Raw genomic sequence first — 21,956 nt, forward strand, 5'->3', positions numbered from 1 at the left:
GTCGAAAGCTTGACCAAGCGTAGAAAGCCGTAATGATGTCAGTAAACTGGCTGAATGAAGCTTGCTTTATGAATACAGTTTATGACAGCATGGAGATTTGCGGAGCAAATCCATCGAGATGAAGCGTGAGCGGAATCGAGATGACCGGCTTTAGTCAATAAGATTTGCAATTAGAAAAGATGATTTGTGTGTGGTTTTGAAGGTATATGATATATAAAAAAAGAGACAGCAAGTGAAATTCACTCTGCTGTCTCTTTTTTTATGTAGTATAACTTTGGAGAATGCTTAAAAAGCATATCCTAAGTAATAAAACAAGAAAAAGAGGTGGGGGAAAGATATATGGGAAATTTAGAACATAATCTGACAGAAGGCTCTGTTATAAAAAATCTTATTTTATTCAGTCTGCCATTTGTGGGTTCTTTTGTATTACAGTCTCTATATAGTACAGTAGATTTGTTTATTGTGAGTCATTATGCAGGAACATATAGTATTTCAGGTCTTAATATTGTGGCACAGATTACAGACCTGGTTCTTGGAATTGCAATAGGGTTGTTGTCAGCTGCAACGGTAATGATTGCTCAATATGTTGGGGCTGGAAAAGAGAAAGAAATACATAAAACTATTGAGACTACATTTACTCTAGTAATAATTCTGGCAGTTATAATGACAATAGGAATGCAAATATTTATGAATCCAATCTTACATATTTTACAAACTCCATTAGAAAGTTATCAAGAGGCTTCTAATTATTACAGAGTTGTTATAAGTGGAATTTTATTTACTTTTATGTATAATGCTATTGCTAATATTTTGAGAGGAATGGGAGATTCCAAAAATCCGTTGTATTTTGTTATTATCTCTACAGGAATTAATATTATTCTTGATATTATATTTGTCGGGAAAATGCATATGGGTGCTGGGGGTGCAGCACTGGCAACGGTAATTGCTCAAATGTGTAGCGTGTTAGTATCTATAATTTATTTGCGTAAAATAGACTTTCCGTTTGATTTTAAACTTTCAAGTTTTCATATTGATCAAGAAAAAATTAAAATTATGTTTCAAATAGGAATTCCTTCTGCTTTTCAGAATTTTATGTTGAATTTTTCATTGGTTGTTTTGATTGCAGTAGCAAATCTTCTGGGAGTATATGCATCTGCTGCAGTTGGAATTGCAGCGAAGATAAATGTAATTTTTATTTTGCCAGTAATAGCATTGCATGCAGCTCTGTCAGCAATCGTTGGACAAAATGTGGGAGCAGGAAAGTTAAAACGGGTCGAAAAAACAGCGATAGTAGAGTTGATTATTTCTTCTTTATATAGTTTGTTTATCTGTATTATCATGTGGTGTTTTTCTAAGGAATTATTAAGTATCTTTACAAATGATGCACAGACATTACTTGTTGGAGCAAATTATTTTAAGGGACATTGCTGGGATTATGTCATCGTAATGCCATTAGCATACTGCCTTTCTGGTATATTTATTGGTTCAGGCCATACTTCTTATGTGGCTGTTGGAAACACAGTAGGGGCATTAGCTTCAAGAATACCTCTTGCTTATTTCCTTTCTAATATATTAGGATGGGGGACATTGGGAATAGGGATAGCTTATCCAATTAGTACGGCAGTAACAAATATCGTATATATCTATTGTCTGATAAAAGGAAAATGGAAAACTGCAGTAACAACAAAGGAAGATATGAATTTGTCAGAATGATGAAATGATAACCTAATTTTCATTTTCAAAGTCATTCACAGTATATTGCAATCTGTTGCTTTTTTTCGTTGATATTTTACCCTTTTTTGTGCGAATTATCAAGAAAGTGCCAACTAATCCCATGAAGTGTCCAATTTTTTCATAGAATGTTCAAAATGGGTATGATATAATGTTCACATAGGAGTACATTTACGCCCATTTTGGTGTAATGTCATTATCATGAGTGTAATGATGAATATAAATTAAAGGAGCTGAAGTTATGGATATCAAAGAATTATTACCAAAGGACACAGAAGGAAGATTACGTATTATTCAGGAAACTGTGCCAGGAAGACAGATTACACTGGCTCATGTTATTACAAGTCCTAAGCCAATCGTATATCGTAAGTTAGGATTGAATCCGGATATCGATTTTGATCGTTCTGCAATCGGTATTATCACAGTTACTCCGAGTGAATCTGCTGTAATTGGAGCAGATATTGCTATTAAGAGCGGAGATGTTTATCTTGGATTCGTAGACCGTTTCAGCGGAACTTTAATTCTGACAGGACGTATTTCGGCAGTAGAATCTGCTGTTAAGGCTGTAATCCATTATTTCCAGAATGATTTAGGATATGCTACATGTCCTGTTACAAAGAAATAAGTCGATAGACAAAAAGTGGTGATAGCATACAGCAGATGCGAAGCAGGAAGACAGGGTGGTTATAATGCGTAAGATAATGTTTGTGGGTCGTAGCGAATCAGGTAAGACTACGATCATGCAGGCGATGAAGGGTAAGCCGATTACTTACCATAAGACGCAGTATGTAAACAACTTTGATGTAATTATTGATACACCGGGAGAGTATGCGGAGACGAAGCAGTTATCTGGAGCATTAGCTGTTTATGGATGTGAGGCAGATGTTATTGGACTTTTGATGAGTGCGATAGAACCGTTTTCTCTATATCCACCGAATATTGTGTCAGTAAGTAATCGTGAAGTTGTTGGTGTAGTTACGAAGTGCGATCACTGGGCAGCGAATCCGGAATTAGCAGCCGAATGGCTGCGCCTTGCAGGTTGTAAGAAGATCTTTTTTACCAGTTCCTATACAGGCGAAGGTATTGCAGAGATATTAAGTTACTTAAAGGAACCGGTAGATAAACTTCCATGGGAAGTAGCTAAGGCAGAATATGACAAGCTTGGATTTGGACCGGGTGAGAGCGAAAAGCATACACTGAGAATATAATAAAAGTTAATCTCAGTCGAAAAGACTCCCATCTCTTTCAGGTGGTGAGTGGCTGCTCGACTTGAATTTTTTAGTGACAAAAGCAGAAAACCAGAAATTAAATTTCTGGTTTTCATTTTTTTAAGCTGATCCAATTAGTTTTTTGAAGCTAAATATGCATCTAATCCTTTTTTACGGAGTTTACATGATGGACAATGACCACAGCCATCTCCAATAACCCCGTTATAGCAGGTAAGAGTTTCATTTTTTATAATATCAAAAGCACCAAGTTCGTCTGCCAGAGCCCAGGTTTCTTTTTTATCAAGCCACATAAGAGGGGTAATGATATCAAACTGATAATCCATGGCAAGGCAGAGTGTTGTATTTAATGATTTGATAAAGATATCGCGGCAGTCGGGATATCCGGAGAAATCGCTCTGAGATACACCGGTGATAATGTCTGTGATGCCTCTTTGTTTTGCAAAAACGGCAGCATAGGACAGAAAGAGAAGATTTCTTCCGTCAACGAAGCTATTTGGTGTTCCCTCTTCTGGAGCGTTTTCATCTACTTTAATATCTACGCGTGTAAGAGAGTTCGGTGCAAGTTGATTTAAAAGACTCATGTTCATGATATGGTGTTCAACCTCATGGTCACGACAGATTTTCTTTGCACATTCTAATTCTTTTACATGTTTTTGATGATAGTCAAAAGATAATGCAATTACTTTTTTGTAACGTTTTAAAGCCCAGAAAAGGCAAGTTGTGCTATCCTGTCCACCACTGAAAACGACAACAGCAGCTTCTTTATTTTTGAGTTCCTGCATAAATAATTCCTTCTTTCTATAGGTTTTAAGGTATCTATTAAGTGTTTTTTAAATAATTTTTTCATGCGCATCATGCAATGCATGACATAATTCTATTGTGCATCTTACATATGGCATACGTTTATGCATGAAGCATCATTGTAAGTTGACTCTGAATAGAAGAATCTGTTTCGAAACGTCCTCGGAAAGTTGTAGTTACAGTAGATGCAGCGTCTTTTTTGATGCCCCTTGCGCTCATGCAGCTGTGTGTTCCATGAATAATAACGGCAACATCCTCTGTTTCGGCAGCTTCGCACATGATTTCTGCAATATCAGAGCCGATGCGTTCCTGAAGCTGAAGACGTTTGGAGGCCATGTCGCAGATTCTTGCTATTTTGCTTAGACCAAGAACTTTGTCTTTTGGGATATACGCAACGGATACAGACATATCGTACATAAGAGCAATGTGGTGTTCACAATAGCTGAAGATTGGAATATCTCGAACTAAAACAATATCTTTTTTATCAGCGCCGACACATAGATCGTCTTTGAAAGATTTATTAAACATCATGGCAATTTCATGATTGGTATAATTCATTCCTTCAAAAACTTCTTCGTACATACGAGCTACGCGATCGGGTGTTTCTTTCAATCCTTCACGATCGGGGTCATCGCCAAGAGCGGCAAGAATCCCCCTGACATGTTCACGAATGGCATCTTTATCTATAGCCATAGTTTTACCTCCTTTTATACTCCGCGCTGTTCCGGCGGCCAGATAAACTTATGCATCTGGAGCTGGAGACGGGCTTCGTTCCAATGGTGTTCTATCATATATTCTACAATTTCTTTTGGGTCAATTCGTCCGAATACCGGACTTAAAAAAATAGGACAATGGTCAGCAATTTTGTATTGCGTACAGACTGTTCTTGCTTTTTCCAGATCAGCAATGCTGCTGACAACGAATTTAACGGTATCTTTAGAAAGCAGTAGAGAAAAATTATCTGTACACATCGCCTGCTCCATTCCGCTGTCTGGACATTTATAGTCCATAGTAAAGGCCGGACGATGTAAAAGATTATGAAAGTAATCTAAAGCTACACTTCCATTTGTTTCAATCTCTACAGAAAATCCGGAAGAACCGAGTGCTTCGATGAATGTGTCGATTCCTTTTGTAAGTAAAGGTTCTCCACCGGTAAGAGTTACATTTTTAATTTTATGTTCAGTGAGCCATGTGATCAGTTCCTCTGTGGATAAAAATTCACAAGGACAGTCCATTGTATTTGCCCAGGATGTATCACAGTAATTACAGGAAAGATTACAGCCACGCATTCGAATGAATGCAGCAAGTTCGCCGGCTTTTTGACCTTCTCCGTTAATACTGATAAACTTTTCAACTACAGGATAGGTAATCATAAAGATGCCTCCTGATAAGTAGAACAGTTTGTTGGAGTTTCATATACAGAAATGTTATATACAGGGAAGCCCAGTTCCTGTAATTGTTCATAAAAATAGCGGGAAAACTGCTCGGCGGTTGGACGGAAAGGAACTTCATGAAGTAAAAATCCTTCTTCCTTAAGAGCTGTTAGCGTTGTTTCTTTTAAAGAGCCTGTTTCAAAGATAAAAGAATGGTCTAAAGCATCTGTGAGTTTTTTTAGAGCATCTTTAAAATCTCCAAAATCAATTACCATATCTCTGGTTTGCCCCTCTTTATTTAATTCATCCATAGCAATACGTGCTACAACTCTCCAGCGATGTCCATGGAGATTACTGCACTTACCTTTGTAACCACTTAGAAAATGAGCGGAGTCAAAGGATTGCTCTGTTTCTAAAATATACATTAAAAAATCCTCCTCTAAACTTATACATACGATCAAAATTATTAAAAGATTCTGATGGTACATATTAAAAATAAAAAAGATGCTGCAAATATACAGCATCTTGAAATCATCTGTTTGTAAAATCTTTTGGTAAAAATAAAATGCTGTCCTGGTTTTATTTAGCGACAGGATGGTACAAATGAACTGTCGTATCTAATCGAGTCTAGCACGAAATGAGAGTTTTGTAAAGAGATTTTATTAACAAGAAATCAGGAAATTTATACGACAGGTTGCGAAGTTTTTCATGAAATGCTATTATAAATGAAAATAATATACGAGGAGAAAGGATAGTGTATGAAATTAATAAATAAGTTATCCATTGTAGTGTCTGTATATAATGAAGAGGCAGTTTTGGATAAGTTTTATGAAACGATTCTTCCTATTTTAGAGGGAATTGATAGTGATTATGAGTTGATTTTTGTTAATGACGGAAGTAGAGATGCATCCCCTGCTATCTTAGATAGATTGGCTATGGATTCGAAAAAGGTAAAGGTAATACATTTTTCGAGAAATTATGGACATGAGGCAGCAATGATTGCGGGAATTGATTATAGTTCAGGCGATGGAATTGTATGTATGGATGCAGATTTGCAGCATCCTGTAGAATGTATCCCGCAGATTTTAGATACGTTTAATCAGGGATATGAAGTAATCAGCATGGTTCGTACAGCAAATAAGAGTGCTGGATTTGTTAAGAATCTTACATCAGGCTTGTTCTATAAAATACTGAATAAGATTTCAGAGGTACATTTTGAGGAAAATGCCTCCGATTTTTTTGCCATCACAAAGAAGCCAGCGGAAGTTTTAAAAAAGCATTTTCGGGAAACTTCACGTTTTCTTCGTGCCTATGTGCAAAGTATTGGATTTAAAAAGACAACCATAGAATACGAAGCACATGATAGAGCAGCAGGAGAAAGTAAGTACAGTATCAAAGGATTGTTTAAGTTTTCAGTACAGGCAATGTTAAGTTATTCGGACCTGCCGTTGAAGATTGCTTCATTGTGTGGCACGTTTGCAGGAATTGCCTGTGTACTGTTGATTATTTACTCTATTTATATGAAGATTCGTGTTGGCGCACCAGGAGGTTATACGACAACAGTTGTAGTAATTTGTTTTATGTTTACAGTATTATTCTTCTTGTTGGGGATTATTGGAGAATATCTGGCAGTTATTTTATCAGAAATAAGAAAGAGACCAATTTACTTAGTAAGGGATGCGGTAAACTTTGAAAAAGATCAGGAAAAAGAGAATGAGGATATTTAAAAATTTAAAAGGACATTTTAGTACCATCACCCACCACAAGATGCTGGTAATGAAAACCTGTTTTAAGGTGGGGTTATATAAACAGGGACTTCTTCATGATTTGTCAAAATATACACCTATAGAGTTTATTCCAGGGGTGATTTACTATCAGGGAGACAGAAGTCCGATCAATAGGGAAAAGGAATTAAAGACCTGTTCAAGGGGCTGGCTTCATCATAAGGGAAGGAATCTTCATCATTTTGAATATTGGATCGATTATAGCATTAATCCAACAGGAGGAAAGCTTGTCGGAATGAAGATGCCGAAAAAATATGTAGCGGAAATGGTTATTGATCGTATCAGTGCGAGTAAAAATTATTTAAAAGATCAGTATAATGATGGAAGTGCATTGGCATACTATTTAAACGGAAAGCATATGATGCTTATAGATGACGAGACAGATTATCTGTCAAGATATCTTCTTACAATGCTCGATATGAAAGGAGAAGAATATCTATTGCATTATATGAGGCATACGCTGCTTCGACATAAAAATCGTGATTATCATGTGCGGGATGGAAAGTTGTATTTAGATTAAGTGAAACCCCATTAGAAGTGCAGTATCTGAGCTGGACTGAACTGGAATTGAAAGGAAGTCTGCACAGAGCACATGATTGCAGAGTAATATTTTTACAGTAAAGTGGATAATTTTATCTTGAAATTTAGAGATAATTAAGTTATAGTATGTATATACTAGCCTGGAGTGTTCGAGACCCCCTGCTATTTTGAACCTACATTTTTGAACTTGGGAAACTAAATCATTGAAGGGATGGCATGCCTCACCGTTTTGAGAGGACGTCAGATATTTAATTGAAGTTACCCACCTGGCTTTGGCTAGGACTCAAAATCGCAGGCTACGGCATTTTGGGTGTATGCTTTATAGCCGTCTCATGTGAATGAGGCGGCTTTTCTTATGTAAAATATAATGAGGATGGAAAGTATGCCAGCAAGAAAAAGGGTGAAAGATTTATACGAACTGGTTATGGATTTTCTAAAGAAATGCAGTGATGATCATGTGGGAGCATTCGGGGCGATGTCCGCCTTTTTTATACTCCTTTCCATTTTTCCGTTTATGATCTTCCTGTTGACACTGACCAGATATATTCCTTTTTCAAAAGATGACATTATAGTGATATTGACAAGGATGATTTCTTTTGAGGAAGGATCATTGATCAAAAATATTGTAAATGAAATTTATCATAAGACGGGAACGACAGTATCTGCGATTTCTATTATTGCAGCATTGTGGTCATCTTCAAGGGGTGTGTATTCGATTGTTATCGGATTGAATTCTGTATATGATATTGATGAGAACAGAAATTATTTTGTAATACGCTTATTTAGTTTAGTGTATACATTATTGTTTGCACTTATGATAAGCGTTATGCTTGTTATGTGGGTATTTGGAAATAGTTTATATCGTTATGTATGTTGGAAGTTCCCGTTTGTGATTCCGATCTTGGGATATTTTATGCATCAGAGGATTTTATTTTCCCTGGTCTTTCTGACATTATTATTTATGATAATTTATAAATGGATTCCAAACAGAACGTCTAGTTTTCGAGGGCAGTTTCCGGGAGCTTTGATTGCGACACTTGGCTGGGTGGCAGTTTCTGTAGGCTGTTCAATCTATATGGATAATTTTACGAATTTTTCGTATATTTACGGAAGTATGGCGGGAATCATGATACTGCTTTTATGGCTGTATTTTTGTATGTCCATGGTTTTTTATGGAGCGGAAGTGAATTATTTTTTAGAGAATAAAGATAATTATCATCTTCTTATTCGTACTCTTAGACCAAACTGGCGCAGGCAGCAGAGGGCACAGACAGAGAAGATGCGTCAGAAATCTAAAAGTGAGAGAGCTGACAGAAAGAATAATAAAAATAATAATAAAAATGATAAAGACGTATCGATGGGAGAAGACAACAACTCGAAATAGAAAAATAAAAAACTCTAAAACAGATAATTTTAGAAAATAGTGAATGACAGAAGGAATTAAAATGTATCATTTGGATAAAAAACAGATTCAGGAGATTACAGATTATATATTTTTAGAAGATAGACTGGAAAGGGCAGATGCGATATTTATACCAGGCTGTGCAAGACCGGAGCATACGGAAGAAGCGGCAAGAGTATATAAAGAAGGATATGCCCCCTTGTTATTGCCATCGGGTGGGTATACAAAGGTACAGGGAAGTTTCCAGGGTGTTTCAAAAGAAGGGCAGAAATACGGAACAGATTTTGCCTGTGAGGCGGACTTTTTAGAGGCAGTTTTACTTCAGAATGGAGTTCCGGCTTCCGCAATTTTAAAAGAGTGTGAGGCAACCTATACTTTGGAGAATGCGGAAAAGACAAAACTATTGCTTCAAAAGCGAGGAATTCATTTAAAAAAAGCGATATTATGTTGTAAAGCACACCATGCCAGACGTTCGTTCCTTTATTATTCTATGGTATTTCCAGAGGTGGAGATTCTCATACATCCCGTTGTTGTAGATCATATTTCCTCAGAGGACTGGTACAAAACAGAAGAAGGAAGAAAGATAGTACTTGGAGAGTTCTCCAGAGTTGGACAGCAGCTTTTGATGATGGAAGGACGAATTCAATGGGAATAAAGCACGAAATACCTCTTGACATTAATTTTTCCCTGCGTTACAATGTTATTCATTGAAAAAGCGTTGAAAGTGCGGGCATTCTGCCCACAGTAGAAGTATAATGTACCAGTAGAGAGGGAGAATCATCGGCTGTAAGTTCTTCAAGGCTCCGTTATATTTCGAATTTCCACACTGGAGCTGCATTCCGGAGACTATATATTTAGAAACTATATATTTAGATAAGGAATGTCGTCTACGCACGTTACGCGTTAATGAGAGCCTGAATACGCTTAATATATCTGGTATATTCGGGAATCAGGGTGGTATCGCGGATTTATTCGTCCCTTTTTAATTTATATTAAAAAGGGGCTTTTTTTATTTAATAGATTCAATAGACAAATCTGTTGGAATTCCCTATTGAATAACGAAAAGCAGCTGCCAGATAACCAAAGTAAATTAATTTAAATAATAAAGGAGTTTATCATGAAAGAGAAAATCGAGCAGATTCGTCAGCAGGCACTTGCGGCAATTGAAGATGCAGCGGGTATGGACAAGCTTAATGATGTTAAAGTTGCTTTCCTTGGTAAAAAGGGACAGTTATCGAGCCTGTTAAAAGGAATGAAAGATGTAGCACCGGAAGACAGACCAAAGGTAGGTCAGATGGTAAATGAAGCACGTGCTGGTATCGAAGAAAAGATGGAAGAAAAGAGAACAGCTATCCAGAAAAAGCTTCGTGAAGAAAAGATGAAGAAGGAAGTTATTGACGTAACTTTACCAGGTAAAAAAGTAGCAGTCGGACATCGCCATCCAAACCAGATCGCATTAGATGATCTTGAAAGAGTATTTATCGGTATGGGATATGAAGTGGTAGAGGGACCGGAAGTAGAGTATGATCACTACAATTTCGAATTGTTAAATATTCCGGCAAATCATCCGGCAAAGGACGAGCAGGATACTTTCTACATTACAAAAGATATCCTTCTTCGTACACAGACATCACCAGTACAGGCACGTATCATGGAAACAGGACGTATGCCAATCCGCGTTATCGCTCCTGGACGAGTATTCCGTTCTGACGAAGTAGATGCAACACATTCTCCATCTTTTCATCAGGTAGAAGGACTTGTCGTAGATAAAGGAATTACATTTGCTGATTTAAAGGGAACATTACAGCAGTGGGCAGAGGAATTCTTTGGACCAGATACAAAGGTTAAGTTCCGTCCACATCATTTCCCATTCACAGAGCCAAGTGCTGAGGTAGATGTATCCTGCTTCAAATGTGGAGGAAAAGGATGCCGTATGTGTAAGGGAAGCGGCTGGATTGAGATTCTTGGATGTGGAATGGTACACCCTAAAGTATTAAGTGACTGCGGTATTGATCCGGAAGTATACTCAGGCTTTGCATTTGGAATCGGACTTGAAAGAATCACTCTTTTAAAATACGAAATCGATGATATGCGCCTCTTATACGAAAACGATGCAAGATTTTTAAAACAGTTCTAGAGCGTGTATTCTGCTTCAAGGATGTTGAGATATTCTTGAAGTGGAAAGGATTAAAAATAACTAATATTTAAATTTATAGATATAAAAGGAGACGAAAATGAATACACCAATTTCATGGATTAAAGCATATGTTCCAGATTTGGATTGTACTGTACAGGAATATGTAGACAAGATGACACTGTCTGGTTCCCACGTAGAGAATGCAGTATACCTTGATAAGAATCTGGAGAAAATAGTTGTTGGACGAATTGAGAAAATCGAGAAACACCCAGATGCAGATAAGTTAGTTATCTGCCAGGTAAATGTAGGCGATGAGGAAGTACAGATTGTAACAGGTGCATCTAACGTATTTAAGGGAGCGATGGTTCCTGTTGTTTTAGATGGCGGACGTGTTGCAGGTGGACATGATGGAAGCCCAAATCCTGAAAATGGAATTAAGATTAAAAAAGGTAAACTTCGTGGAGTTCCTTCTTACGGTATGATGTGTTCTATCGAAGAATTAGGAAGTACACGTGATATGTACCCAGAAGCACCAGAAAATGGTATTTACATTTTTGATGAGAGCAAAGATGTAAAACCAGGTGATGATGCAGTGGCAGCATTAGGACTTCGTGATGCAGTAGTAGAATTTGAAATTACTTCTAACCGTGTAGATTGCTTCAGTATGATCGGTATGGCAAGAGAAGCAGCAGCTACATTTGAGAAGCCATTCTATGCTCCAGAAGTAAAAGAAGTTGGAAATAGTGAAAAAGCAGAAGATTATATCTCTGTAGAGGTAGAAGCTACCGATTTATGTCCAAGATACACAGCAAGAATCGTAAAGAATATCAAGTTAGCTCCATCACCAGAATGGATGCAGAGAAGACTTGCAGCTATGGGTATCCGTCCAATCAACAATATCGTAGATATTACAAACTATGTTATGGAAGAGTATGGACAGCCAATGCACGCTTATGACTTAGATAAGATCAGAGGTCATAAAATCGTTGTAAAACGTGCAAATGACGGTGATGTATACACAACACTTGATGGACAGGAGAGAAAGCTCGACAAAGATGTATTAATGATCAACGATGCAGAAGGTCCTGTTGGTATTGCTGGTATCATGGGAGGAGAAAACTCCATGGTTACAGACGATATTCAGACAATGCTTTTCGAAGCAGCTACATTTGATGGAACAAATATCCGTCTTTCTTCTAAGAGAATCGGTCTTAGAACGGATGCTTCCGGTAAGTTTGAAAAAGGTCTTGACCCTGAGAATGCATTAGAAGCAATTAATCGTGCATGCCAGTTAGTAGAAGAGTTAGGTGCTGGTGAAGTTGTTGGTGGTGTTGTAGATGTATATCCGAACCCAGTGGAAGAAGTAAAGATTCCTTTCGAGCCAGCAAAATACAACAAACTTCTTGGAACAAATGTATCCGAAGAACAAATGATGGAATACTTTGACCGTCTTGAAATTGGATATGATGAAGAAACGAATATGTTACTTATCCCATCTTTCCGTCAGGATTTAAGATGTTCTGCTGATATCGCGGAAGAAGTAGCAAGATTCTTCGGATATGACAATATTCCTACTACACTTCCTCACGGTGAGGCAACTGCCGGTAAGAAGTCATTTGCTGCAAGAGTAGAAGATGTTGTTATGAATATCGCTGAGCAGAACGGATTCTGCGGCGGAATGTGCTATTCTTTCGAAAGCCCTAAAGTATTTGATAAATTACTTCTCCCAGACAATGACCCATTACGTCAGGCAATCGTAATCGCTAATCCACTTGGAGAAGATTACAGTATCATGAGAACAATCGAGTTAAATGGTATTTTAACTTCTTTAGCAGGTAACTATAACCACAGAAATAAAAATGTACGTCTCTACGAGATTGGTAACGTATATCTTCCAAAGGCGTTGCCATTAACAGAACTTCCAGATGAAAGAAAGCGTCTGACTCTCGGTATGTACGGAGAATGCGACTTCTTCCTGTTAAAAGGTGTTCTTGAAGAAATGTTCTTAAAACTTGGTCTTGAAGGAAAAGTTGACTTTGAACCATCTCAGGAAAAACCTTTCTTACATCCAGGAAGACAGGCACTCATTTATGTAGGCGGAACTTATGCTGGATTTATCGGACAGGTACATCCTGAAGTATGTGAAAACTACGATATGAAATGTGAAGCTTATGTAGCAGGTATCGACCTTCCAGCTATCACAGAAAAAGCAACTTTCGACAGAAGATATGAGGGTGTAGCAAAATATCCTGCAGTAAATAGAGACTTAAGTCTTGTTATGAAGAAAGATATTTTCGTAGGAAGTATTGAAAAAGTAATGAAAGAAAAAGGCGGCAAGTTATTAGAGAGTATTCAGTTATTTGACGTTTATGAAGGATCTCAGATTGAAGAAGGATATAAATCTGTTGCATTCAGTCTGGTATTCCGTTCTCCAGAGCGCAGCTTAGAAACTGCTGAGATTAACAAGATTGTAGATAAGATTCTTAAAGAACTTGAAAAAATGGGAGTTGAATTAAGAGCATGATGAAAACAAGTGATTTTAATTTTGATCTTCCGCAGGAGCTGATCGCCCAGGATCCCCTGGAAGACCGTTCCTCATCAAGATTAATGGTGCTTAATAAGGAAAGCGGTGAGATTACTCACCGTATTTTCCATGACATTACAGAGTATCTTCATCCAGGAGACTGTCTGGTTATCAACGATACAAAGGTTATTCCGGCACGTCTTATTGGAACAAAAGAAGATACCGGAGCACACATTGAAATTCTCTTATTAAAAAGAAAAGAAAACGATGTATGGGAAACACTTGTAAAACCAGGGAAAAAATGTCGTCCAGGTGCAAGAGTTGTTTTTGGAAATGGAGAATTAAAAGCAGAAATCGTTGATGTTTTAGAAGACGGAAACCGTCTTGTACATTTTGAATATGAAGGGATTTTTGAGGAAGTATTAGACCGTCTTGGCCAGATGCCTTTACCCCCATACATCACACATAAATTACAGGATAAAAACCGTTATCAGACAGTTTACGCAAAATATCAGGGATCTGCTGCCGCACCGACAGCCGGACTTCATTTTACAAATGAACTGTTAAAACAGATTGAAGATATGGGTGTAAACATTGCCCGCGTAACACTCCATGTAGGTCTTGGAACCTTTCGGCCTGTAAAAGTGGAAAATGTGCTCGAACACCATATGCATTCTGAATACTATAATGTAACAGAAACCGCAGCAAAGCTGATCAATGATACGAAAAAGAATGGTGGAAGAATTATCGCAGTAGGTACAACCAGTACAAGAACTCTGGAATCTGTTGCGGATGATAATGGAGTGATTCATCCGGGATGCGGTAATACAGAAATATTCATTTACCCAGGTTATAAATTTAAGGCAATTGACTGTCTTATTACAAACTTCCATCTGCCGGAATCTACCCTTTTAATGCTCGTATCCGCATTAGCAGGAAAGGATCATATTATGGCAGCGTATAAGGAAGCGGTAAAAGAAAGATACAGGTTCTTCTCCTTCGGGGATGCGATGTTTATTTGCTAATTCGCTGGGACACAGACGCCGCTGAAGAGGAATGCTTTGAGCCGAATTGTATTCAGTCTTCTAAAGAAAAAAGAATTGTTATAAGTTTGATTTTGTTCCGTTGCGCTAAACATTCCATTCTGCCCAGAAAAACAGGAACTTGGGAAAAACGAGTCCCAAGTTCCTATGGTCAGAATTCCATAGCGCAAAGTCGCAAAATGCAATACTTATAACAATTCTTTTTTCTTTATCGTAGTTCTCTTACAATTCAGTATAAAGTTTTATTTCAGCGGCTGGATAGTTTTGATAGCAAATTAGCAATTTATGTATAAGGAGAGAAGGGGATTGTCCAGAGGGCTATGGTTTTTATATAAATTAAAATCTCCATAGGGGAATATTTTTTACTTCTACTTTATGGAGAATTTTTCTTTAGTTAACTCTCATAATTTTCTGGGCAATCCCCGCTATTTTTATCTAAGATTTAAATACTAATTTCCATTTGGAGCCAAAAAACAGAAAAGCAGAAATTTAATATACAATAGAATGTGATGTCGGAGCAAGTAAAAATGCCGTACAGGCATTTTCTACGAAGCGACTATCTTCACATTCTATTGTATATTAAATTTCTGCTTTTCGTCTGTTTAGCTCCCCAAATTAGTATTTTATTCGAGTTCTTTTTTTAGTGAAATCTTTTTAAGAAACAAAAGGAAGTACATATGTTACCCAGAGGTGGCTTAATGGCATGGAGAGTATCATTGCCGGTATCATATCTGCTACAGGAAATTCTTTCACTTTCATCATTCGGAAGCCAGTTGCTACAAGAAGTACTCCGCCACAAGCTTTGAAATCACAGATCATAGTTTCTGTGCAGAATGGATAAATTGCCCCGGCAAGTAAAAAAAGCAGCATGAATACGATAAACTGAGGGATTGCAATTACACAGGTTACAAATCCAAGAATGCAGGCAAAGATTAAAGCGGTTGGAAGATCAAGAATTGTCTTGGCTAAAAGAATACTGTGATCGCCAGTCATTCCGGCTGTGATACTTCCGTAGATTCCGGTACCGCTTGCACAAAATAATACGATAGCGGTTACCAGTACACTCTGATATTCTGCATCCTTTGTTCCCTGACCGGGAATGATTTTAGAAATAATCTTTTCCATTCCCATCCCCATGTTTTGTATTATTATACCAAGATGAATAGCAAGTCCTATTACTGTTCCTAAAATAACAGAAAGGATAACAGCAGGCATGTTTTTCATCAGGGCAATGGAACTAATGCCCATGGTCATCGCACAGGCACCAAAAACTAAATTGAGATTTGTCTTGAAAGATTCACTTAATCGTGGTCCGATAAAGGTACCTAAAATTCCTCCGATGATAATTCCAAGACAGTTCACAATAACTCCAATTGGCATAAAATATATTCTCCTTCCAGTATAAAATGCTGTTAAGGGCAAAATATCTTTTGCCCCTAACAATGTAGTATACTAGAAAGGAACATTTTCTGCAACGTCTGCAAGTGGTTCAACACCCTCTTCTTCTCGTTTAGCGAGGAAAGCCTTTAATTCCTGAGCAGGCATATCAAGTCCGGTATATAACTTAAATGCACCGGCTCCCTGCCATAAAAGCATACCTTTTCCACCAATGACATTCTCTTCTTTGCATCCATTTGCAACAGCATCTGCCATAAGCTTAGTTACTAGTGGATGGTAAATAACATCGTACACAACCATATCTTCATGAAATACACTCATATCAGTAATAAGAGACTGCCCATCAAGAGCCGGAGCCATTCCTACACAGGTTCCATTAATGAGAATATCGCAGTTGCGTACTTTTTCATGCATAAAATCTATGTCACTCAGTGGATGGAATTCCAATTTACACTTCACACCATCTTCCATCATCTTCTGTCCGATAGATGCAACGTGCTCAAGACCTTCATTGCTTCTGTTAAATACAGTGATGGATTTCGCTCCATCTAAGGCACACTGTACCATAATGGCAGTTGCGGCTCCACCTGCACCAAATAAAACAATATCTTTATCTATAATTGATACGTTATGATCTTTTAAATCTAAAACAACACCCATACCATCTGTGATATGACCTGTTAAAACGCCGTTATCGTTGACAATAGTATTAACAGCCCCAACGAATCTTGCAGCATCAGATAATTTATCCATATTGCGGCATACTTCCTGTTTACATGGCATAGTAACGTTGGCACCACGCATATTCAGTCGTCTCATGGCAGCTAAGGAATCTTTTACCTGGGATGCATCAGTATCAAAGGCAAGATAAGCACAATCAATTCCGTAATAATCAAAGCAGAAGTTGTACATAATCGGTGAGCCGGAGTGTTTGATCGGGGTGCCGAATACACCTAATAATCTTGTTTTGCCTGAAATTCTTGTATCCATAATAATTCCTCCATAAATATAATATTAAGCACACTACAATACTTTAAAAATCAACACTTTAAAGCATGTAAGTGCCTGCTTGTTAAAATACCATTTTCTTACGATAATGTCAAGATAAATTATGTAATTTTTAAAAATTCAAGAATGCCCCAGCAGTCTTGCTGCGAGATGCGCATCATGCATTAAAAAACAGATAATCAGAAATTACTATTTTCTTGCGCATCAACTTTTGGTTTGGTATTATAAAGCCACAGAAAATAGATAGAAAATACAATGAAAAGATATGGAGATTATTATGATAAAGTTAGGTTGCCATGTTGGCATGAGTGGGAAAGAGATGTTTCTCGGATCTGTGAAAGAAGCTCTTTCTTATAATGCAAATACATTTATGATTTATACCGGTGCACCGCAGAATACGCGTAGAAAGCCAATAGAAGAGCTTCGAATAGAAGAAGGCTGGGAATTAATGAAGAAAAATGCGATTGATGAGTTTGTAGTGCATGCGCCATATATTATTAACCTGGCGAATACGGTAAAGCCGGAAACATTTGAACTGGCCGTAGACTTTTTACAGTTAGAACTTGAGAGAACACAGGCTTTGGGATGCAGGACACTGGTTTTACATCCAGGTGCGCATGTAGGTGCGGGAGCAGATGCAGGAATAAAACAGATTATTAAAGGGTTAAATAAAGTATTTGATGCAGATAAAGACGGAACAGTAAATATTGCACTAGAGACAATGGCTGGAAAAGGGACAGAGATTGGGAGAAGCTTTGAAGAAATCGCTGCTATTTATGAGGGCGTAGAGCATGCAGAACGATTGAGAGTCTGTTTTGATACCTGCCATACAAGTGATGCCGGTTATGCAGTAAAAGAAGATTTTGATTATGTTATAGAGACATTTGATAAGATTATTGGAAAAGAACAGATTGCGGTTTTTCATATAAATGACAGTAAGAATCCTCAGGGAGCTCACAAAGACCGTCATGAAAATATAGGATTTGGCGAGCTTGGTTATGAATGTCTGCAAAAAATTGTTTATAATAAAGAGTTTGAACAAGTACCTAAAATACTGGAAACTCCCTATATACCGAATCCAGAAACGAAAAAGAGAGCATATGCTCCATATAAATATGAAATTGCCATGTTAAAAGAAGGTATATTTCAAGCCGATTTAAAAGAAAAAATTTTGGAGGAAAAATAAAATGGACAAAGTAACAGTTACTTACATTAAACATAGTGGCTTTCTTGTGGAAACAAAAGAAAGTTATTTATTATTTGATTATTGGGAAGGAAAGCTCCCAGAACTGCAATACGATAAAGAACTTTATATTTTTTCCAGTCATGCGCATCATGATCATTATACGAAAGATATTTTTAAATTAGAAAATAAATGTAAAAAAGTTGTTTATGTTTTATCTTCGGATATTAAAAGAGCAAGTAGTTTTTGGAAAAAAGCAGAGAATGTTCTATTTATGAAGCCTCATGAAGAAAAAGTCATAGATGCATGTACAGTGTATACACTAAAATCTACAGATGAAGGAGTTGCATTTCTTGTAAAAACAGAAGGAAAGACAATTTATCATGCAGGAGATCTTCATTGGTGGGATTGGCCGGGAGAGCCGGAAGAAGATAATAAAATGATGGAACGGCAATATAAAGAAGAATTAGAATCTTTAAAAAAAGAAAGTATCGATTATGCATTTGTTGTTCTCGACCCAAGACAGGAAGAATCAGAAACTCTTGGAATAGATTACTTTATAAAAAATGTCGGAGCACGTTTTATTTTTCCGATGCATTGTTGGGAACAGTATGATATTATTGAAAGATACAAGAGAAATAATGACAGGAAGTTTCTTACAGGACAGATTATGGATATTACAGGGCAGGAACAGCAGTTTATCTCAGTCGAGAAGACTCCAACCTCTTTCAAGTGGTGAGTGACAGCAAATTTGTCTCAGTGGGAGTCCAATCTCCGACTGAGATAAACGCTCCGCGAGGATGCGCAGTGATTCTGTAAAGAATATGTCAGCTTACGCTGACCAGAATCACGCGCCAAGTCTCGCGGCTGCTCGACTTGAACCTAGAGTAAGTTTTGCCTGTTAAAAAGTCCTAAAAGAAATAATACAATGAAAAAGACAACAGTGATATGGTAATATAAAGATAACAATTACTATATCAGGAAGAACAGAAAGGAAGAATTTAATTATGGAAAAGAAAGTTATCGTATCAGAAAAGTCCCCCGCTGCAATTGGACCATATTCACAGGCAATAGAGTATAATGGTCTTATATATACATCAGGAGTTATTGGTGTGAATCCGGCAACAGGTGAAGTCGGAGCTACGATCGAAGAACAGACAACACAGGTTTTTGAAAACTTAAAAGGACTTCTTGCAGATGCCGGAAGCAGCCTGGATCAGGCTATTAAGACAACCGTTTTCATTAAAAATATGGACGATTTTGGAAAAGTAAATGAAATTTATTCCACCTATTTTACAGGTGCATTTCCGGCACGTTCTTGTGTAGAAGTAGCAAGACTTCCGAAAGATCTGTTAATTGAAGTTGAAGTGACTGCAATCAAAGACAGATAATTTTACCGCACCTCAATTTATATAAAGAGATTTTTTGTTGGATTTCAGCTAGAATTGCCGATGCTTTGATAATTGAAGACTACTCTGAAATGTGATAAAATAAAACTAATAGAAATAGCTTTTTCTTAATTGAGAAGGGGAAAGTTAAACATATCAGGTATAAGTATGGAGGAGGAGTAGAAACATATGGTACACGCGGAATTGACTATTATAAATGAGCAGGGAATCCACCTTGGACCAGCGAATAAGATTGCCAATTTGGCGGATCGTTATGATTGTCAGATCCATTTCAAGACAGAATATATGGATGTGAATGCCAAAAGTATTATTAACTTGATTAGTGGAACATTCCGACAGGGAGATGTTATACAATGTGTGTGTGACGGACCGGGTGAAAAAGAAGCATTAGAAGCAATGAAAGAAATATTAGCAAAAGATTTAGAAGAATAAATACGAATTTCCATCTGGAGCCGAAAAGGGGCTGTCGCATCAAAAACAGCCCTACCCTATGGCAGGGATTCATGCATTTTCAATGGAATCGCTGCCATATTTTTACGAACAAGCGTGGGACCTATGGTATAATCGCAGACGGCTTGCGTTTTGATACTCAACTTTCGAACGTTTATGGAAACGCCATTCGCGCTAAACTCGCTGCCGCTCAGACAACGCGCTCAGTGGCGGGTTCGTTCTCAAGTTTCGTGACACAAAACCTGCAAAGCATCTGCTCTTTATACCATAGGCATCCACGCTTTTTTCATAAATCTTCGGAATTCGATTCCATTGCAAATACATGAATCCCCGCCATTCGCCACGCCCGATGCCAAAAGCTGTTTTTGTTTCCCCAGTCTGTGACATAGACAATGTGACTGCCTAGAGTGTGGTCCTGGCGATCGCCCATAATATAAACAAGCTTCATAATAAAATCCAAAATGATGAGACAGACAAAAAGTCCGTCGGCAGTTACAGTCGTTAGACCGCTACTGCGACGGACTTTTTCGTCTATTTATCTTTAATGAGCTTTTTCATAATTTTTTAAGGCTATTAAGGCTTTTCTTGATAGTGGGTACAGCATTATGATATTAAAAATCGTCATCAATCCGATGCCTACATCACCTAAATCCCATACAATAGTATAAGTAGCAAGTCCTCCGACAAAGAGCATTACAAGTGCGAGAACTTTGTAAGCAGTCTGAGAGAACCAGTTGTCTCCGAATAGATAAGCTACGTTAGAACGGGCATAAAAGAGAATGCCGATAAAAGTGGAGAAACTGAATAACCATAAAGTGATGGCAATAAAGATTACTCCAAATGTACCTAAATGGTATTCCATTGCTTTTTGTAACAAATCCATTCCAACAAGTCCTTTTGTAAGACTAGTTGGTGTAAGAAGCATGATCATAGCAGTACAACTGCAGATCATAAGTGTATCAATAAAAACTCCTAATGCCTGTGTTAATCCCACTTTAACAGGATTATCAGAAACAGCAGCGGCTGCCGCACAAGGGGCCGAACCTGAACCGGCTTCATTAGAGAAAAGTCCTCGTTTGATTCCGTTCATGAGAACGGCGCCAAAGCCGCCACCGGCTACCTGACGGAGTCCAAAAGCTTCAGAAAAAATACGTGAAAATACTCCGGGAAGCTGTGTGATATTTGTGATAATGATAAACAATGTAATCAATAAATAACATCCTGCCATAATCGGAACAATAATATCCAAAACCTTTACCGTTGCATTTTTTCGAAGAACAATAATTGCGGCAAGTGCTACGAGAACAATAGTGGTGTAAAGCGGTGGAATATGAAATGCATTTTTGAATGCAGATGCTACAGAATTACTTACAACCTGGCTGATACCACACCAGCATATTAAACCGGAAATGGCAAAAAGTACGGAAATAAGAACGTAACGTTTTTGCTTTCCTGTTTTTTCTTCAAAATAACGGTGAATGTAATAAGCCGGACCACCTCGATATCCTCCGTAAAGAGGATCCTTTTCTTTATAGATCTGTGCTAAGGTTGCCTCGATGAATGCTGTGGATGATCCGATAAGAGCTGTGAGCCACATCCAGAAAACTGCACCGGCACCCCCGGCAGAAATTGCGGCAACGACACCGACCAGATTTCCCATTCCAACGCGTGTTGCCGTAGAAACGATTAGTGTCTGTATGACAGAAAGTGCACTTTTCTCATCTCCTTTTTTTTCAAAAAGAGCTCCTACCATATCTTTAAAAAGACGTATTGGTAGAAATCTTGTCCGGATCGTGAAATAAAATCCGGTAGGAATTAGTAAAATGACTAAAAGAGAAAGGGAAAGAGTTCCGCCGCCAGGTAGAGGCAGTGTGAGCAAATCTCCCCATAAAAAATTGTAGACTGTTTCAATTATTTTGACCATATTCGTTTATATCCTCCTAA

At 37.7% G+C, this 21,956-nt stretch carries 21 protein-coding genes and 1 other RNA gene; 15 read left to right on the top strand and 7 right to left on the bottom strand.

What is annotated here, in order from left to right; all coding sequences use genetic code 11:
• Positions 1 to 339 precede the first annotated feature (339 nt).
• The 3 genes from FYJ25_RS13020 to FYJ25_RS13030 all read left to right on the top strand — a co-directional run bounded on the left by FYJ25_RS13020 (position 340) and on the right by FYJ25_RS13030 (position 2,939).
• On the top strand, positions 340 to 1,713 hold the full coding sequence (locus FYJ25_RS13020; protein WP_147607791.1) for an MATE family efflux transporter: 1,374 nt from the start codon (positions 340 to 342) through the stop codon (positions 1,711 to 1,713).
• A 259-nt stretch (positions 1,714 to 1,972) separates the two neighbouring features.
• On the top strand, positions 1,973 to 2,356 hold the full coding sequence (locus tag FYJ25_RS13025) for a BMC domain-containing protein (RefSeq protein ID WP_005350505.1): 384 nt from the start codon (positions 1,973 to 1,975) through the stop codon (positions 2,354 to 2,356).
• A 64-nt stretch (positions 2,357 to 2,420) separates the two neighbouring features.
• Positions 2,421 to 2,939: a EutP/PduV family microcompartment system protein gene (locus FYJ25_RS13030; protein ID WP_021906351.1), complete on the top strand. Its 519-nt coding sequence runs from the start codon at positions 2,421 to 2,423 to the stop codon at positions 2,937 to 2,939.
• 134 nt (positions 2,940 to 3,073) lie between these two features.
• On the opposite strand, the gene queC is transcribed toward FYJ25_RS13030, so the two are convergent.
• The 4 genes from queC to FYJ25_RS13050 form a co-directional block, all read right to left on the bottom strand.
• A complete protein-coding gene (gene queC / locus FYJ25_RS13035) occupies positions 3,074 to 3,742 on the bottom strand; it encodes a 7-cyano-7-deazaguanine synthase QueC (RefSeq protein WP_154581474.1) in 669 nt (222 codons plus the stop codon).
• A 121-nt stretch (positions 3,743 to 3,863) separates the two neighbouring features.
• Entirely contained in the window at positions 3,864 to 4,454 is a 591-nt protein-coding gene (folE, locus tag FYJ25_RS13040) for a GTP cyclohydrolase I FolE (protein ID WP_021906349.1), read from the bottom strand.
• Positions 4,455 to 4,468: 14 nt separating this feature from the next.
• Entirely contained in the window at positions 4,469 to 5,134 is a 666-nt protein-coding gene (gene queE / locus FYJ25_RS13045) for a putative 7-carboxy-7-deazaguanine synthase QueE (RefSeq protein ID WP_154581475.1), read from the bottom strand.
• Complete coding sequence (locus FYJ25_RS13050) at positions 5,131 to 5,559, bottom strand: 6-pyruvoyl trahydropterin synthase family protein (RefSeq protein ID WP_021906347.1); 429 nt, start codon at positions 5,557 to 5,559, stop codon at positions 5,131 to 5,133. The genes queE and FYJ25_RS13050 overlap by 4 nt, the downstream gene beginning before the upstream one ends.
• Positions 5,560 to 5,892: 333 nt before the next feature.
• Between FYJ25_RS13050 and FYJ25_RS13055 the strand changes: the two genes are divergently transcribed.
• The 8 genes from FYJ25_RS13055 (at position 5,893) to queA (ending at position 14,546) form a co-directional block, all read left to right on the top strand.
• Complete coding sequence (locus FYJ25_RS13055; protein WP_154581476.1) at positions 5,893 to 6,861, top strand: glycosyltransferase family 2 protein; 969 nt, start codon at positions 5,893 to 5,895, stop codon at positions 6,859 to 6,861.
• Entirely contained in the window at positions 6,848 to 7,438 is a 591-nt protein-coding gene (locus FYJ25_RS13060) for a DUF5662 family protein (protein ID WP_021906692.1), read from the top strand. Before FYJ25_RS13055 ends, FYJ25_RS13060 begins: the two co-directional genes overlap by 14 nt.
• Positions 7,439 to 7,592: 154 nt before the next feature.
• Positions 7,593 to 7,775, top strand: a non-coding RNA gene (gene ssrS, locus FYJ25_RS13065) — 6S RNA.
• Between the two features lie 65 nt (positions 7,776 to 7,840).
• Positions 7,841 to 8,842 carry a YihY/virulence factor BrkB family protein gene (locus FYJ25_RS13070; RefSeq protein ID WP_167513833.1) on the top strand — a complete coding sequence of 334 codons (1,002 nt, stop codon included), beginning with the start codon at positions 7,841 to 7,843 and terminating at the stop codon, positions 8,840 to 8,842.
• A 61-nt stretch (positions 8,843 to 8,903) separates the two neighbouring features.
• Positions 8,904 to 9,515, top strand: a complete 612-nt coding sequence (locus tag FYJ25_RS13075) for a YdcF family protein (RefSeq protein ID WP_167513834.1) — start codon at positions 8,904 to 8,906, stop codon at positions 9,513 to 9,515.
• A gap of 462 nt (positions 9,516 to 9,977) precedes the next feature.
• Positions 9,978 to 10,997, top strand: coding sequence for a phenylalanine--tRNA ligase subunit alpha (locus tag FYJ25_RS13080; RefSeq protein WP_021906689.1), 1,020 nt, complete (start codon positions 9,978 to 9,980; stop codon positions 10,995 to 10,997).
• Between the two features lie 97 nt (positions 10,998 to 11,094).
• A complete protein-coding gene (gene pheT, locus FYJ25_RS13085; RefSeq protein WP_154581478.1) occupies positions 11,095 to 13,521 on the top strand; it encodes a phenylalanine--tRNA ligase subunit beta in 2,427 nt (808 codons plus the stop codon).
• Positions 13,521 to 14,546 (top strand): tRNA preQ1(34) S-adenosylmethionine ribosyltransferase-isomerase QueA, encoded by a 1,026-nt coding sequence (queA, locus tag FYJ25_RS13090; RefSeq protein WP_154581486.1) that lies wholly within the window; start codon positions 13,521 to 13,523, stop codon positions 14,544 to 14,546. The genes pheT and queA overlap by 1 nt, the downstream gene beginning before the upstream one ends.
• A 672-nt stretch (positions 14,547 to 15,218) precedes the next feature.
• Here queA and FYJ25_RS13095 read toward each other — a convergent pair.
• On the bottom strand, positions 15,219 to 15,944 hold the full coding sequence (locus tag FYJ25_RS13095; protein WP_154581479.1) for a DUF554 domain-containing protein: 726 nt from the start codon (positions 15,942 to 15,944) through the stop codon (positions 15,219 to 15,221).
• Positions 15,945 to 16,016: 72 nt separating this feature from the next.
• A complete protein-coding gene (gene aroE, locus FYJ25_RS13100; RefSeq protein ID WP_154581480.1) occupies positions 16,017 to 16,952 on the bottom strand; it encodes a shikimate dehydrogenase in 936 nt (311 codons plus the stop codon).
• Positions 16,953 to 17,250: 298 nt separating this feature from the next.
• Here aroE and FYJ25_RS13105 point away from each other — a divergent pair, with 298 nt between their 5' ends.
• The 4 genes from FYJ25_RS13105 to FYJ25_RS13120 all read left to right on the top strand — a co-directional run bounded on the left by FYJ25_RS13105 (position 17,251) and on the right by FYJ25_RS13120 (position 19,994).
• Entirely contained in the window at positions 17,251 to 18,156 is a 906-nt protein-coding gene (locus FYJ25_RS13105) for a deoxyribonuclease IV (RefSeq protein ID WP_209292898.1), read from the top strand.
• 1 nt (position 18,157) lies between these two features.
• Positions 18,158 to 18,892, top strand: a complete 735-nt coding sequence (locus FYJ25_RS13110) for an MBL fold metallo-hydrolase (RefSeq protein ID WP_154581482.1) — start codon at positions 18,158 to 18,160, stop codon at positions 18,890 to 18,892.
• Between the two features lie 268 nt (positions 18,893 to 19,160).
• Positions 19,161 to 19,544: a RidA family protein gene (locus FYJ25_RS13115; protein WP_021906682.1), complete on the top strand. Its 384-nt coding sequence runs from the start codon at positions 19,161 to 19,163 to the stop codon at positions 19,542 to 19,544.
• 186 nt (positions 19,545 to 19,730) lie between these two features.
• The gene (locus FYJ25_RS13120; protein ID WP_096239025.1) at positions 19,731 to 19,994 is read left to right on the top strand and encodes an HPr family phosphocarrier protein; all 264 of its coding nucleotides are present in this window, start codon (positions 19,731 to 19,733) and stop codon (positions 19,992 to 19,994) included.
• A 559-nt stretch (positions 19,995 to 20,553) separates the two neighbouring features.
• On the opposite strand, the gene FYJ25_RS13125 is transcribed toward FYJ25_RS13120, so the two are convergent.
• Positions 20,554 to 21,936, bottom strand: a complete 1,383-nt coding sequence (locus FYJ25_RS13125; RefSeq protein WP_096239026.1) for an alanine/glycine:cation symporter family protein — start codon at positions 21,934 to 21,936, stop codon at positions 20,554 to 20,556.
• Between the last annotated feature and the right edge of the window lie 20 nt (positions 21,937 to 21,956).

The organism is Anaerobutyricum soehngenii (genome assembly GCF_009697165.1).
GTDB lineage: Bacteria > Bacillota > Clostridia > Lachnospirales > Lachnospiraceae > Anaerobutyricum > Anaerobutyricum soehngenii.

Coding starts and splice junctions, on each gene's coding strand:
- FYJ25_RS13020 (WP_147607791.1), top strand. CDS start 340: ATGGGAAATTTAGAACATAATCTGACAGAAGGCTCTGTTATAAAAAAT.
- FYJ25_RS13025 (WP_005350505.1), top strand. CDS start 1,973: ATGGATATCAAAGAATTATTACCAAAGGACACAGAAGGAAGATTACGT.
- FYJ25_RS13030 (WP_021906351.1), top strand. CDS start 2,421: ATGCGTAAGATAATGTTTGTGGGTCGTAGCGAATCAGGTAAGACTACG.
- queC (WP_154581474.1), bottom strand. CDS start 3,742: ATGCAGGAACTCAAAAATAAAGAAGCTGCTGTTGTCGTTTTCAGTGGT.
- folE (WP_021906349.1), bottom strand. CDS start 4,454: ATGGCTATAGATAAAGATGCCATTCGTGAACATGTCAGGGGGATTCTT.
- queE (WP_154581475.1), bottom strand. CDS start 5,134: ATGATTACCTATCCTGTAGTTGAAAAGTTTATCAGTATTAACGGAGAA.
- FYJ25_RS13050 (WP_021906347.1), bottom strand. CDS start 5,559: ATGTATATTTTAGAAACAGAGCAATCCTTTGACTCCGCTCATTTTCTA.
- FYJ25_RS13055 (WP_154581476.1), top strand. CDS start 5,893: ATGAAATTAATAAATAAGTTATCCATTGTAGTGTCTGTATATAATGAA.
- FYJ25_RS13060 (WP_021906692.1), top strand. CDS start 6,848: ATGAGGATATTTAAAAATTTAAAAGGACATTTTAGTACCATCACCCAC.
- FYJ25_RS13070 (WP_167513833.1), top strand. CDS start 7,841: ATGCCAGCAAGAAAAAGGGTGAAAGATTTATACGAACTGGTTATGGAT.
- FYJ25_RS13075 (WP_167513834.1), top strand. CDS start 8,904: ATGTATCATTTGGATAAAAAACAGATTCAGGAGATTACAGATTATATA.
- FYJ25_RS13080 (WP_021906689.1), top strand. CDS start 9,978: ATGAAAGAGAAAATCGAGCAGATTCGTCAGCAGGCACTTGCGGCAATT.
- pheT (WP_154581478.1), top strand. CDS start 11,095: ATGAATACACCAATTTCATGGATTAAAGCATATGTTCCAGATTTGGAT.
- queA (WP_154581486.1), top strand. CDS start 13,521: ATGAAAACAAGTGATTTTAATTTTGATCTTCCGCAGGAGCTGATCGCC.
- FYJ25_RS13095 (WP_154581479.1), bottom strand. CDS start 15,944: ATGCCAATTGGAGTTATTGTGAACTGTCTTGGAATTATCATCGGAGGA.
- aroE (WP_154581480.1), bottom strand. CDS start 16,952: ATGGATACAAGAATTTCAGGCAAAACAAGATTATTAGGTGTATTCGGC.
- FYJ25_RS13110 (WP_154581482.1), top strand. CDS start 18,158: ATGGACAAAGTAACAGTTACTTACATTAAACATAGTGGCTTTCTTGTG.
- FYJ25_RS13115 (WP_021906682.1), top strand. CDS start 19,161: ATGGAAAAGAAAGTTATCGTATCAGAAAAGTCCCCCGCTGCAATTGGA.
- FYJ25_RS13120 (WP_096239025.1), top strand. CDS start 19,731: ATGGTACACGCGGAATTGACTATTATAAATGAGCAGGGAATCCACCTT.
- FYJ25_RS13125 (WP_096239026.1), bottom strand. CDS start 21,936: ATGGTCAAAATAATTGAAACAGTCTACAATTTTTTATGGGGAGATTTG.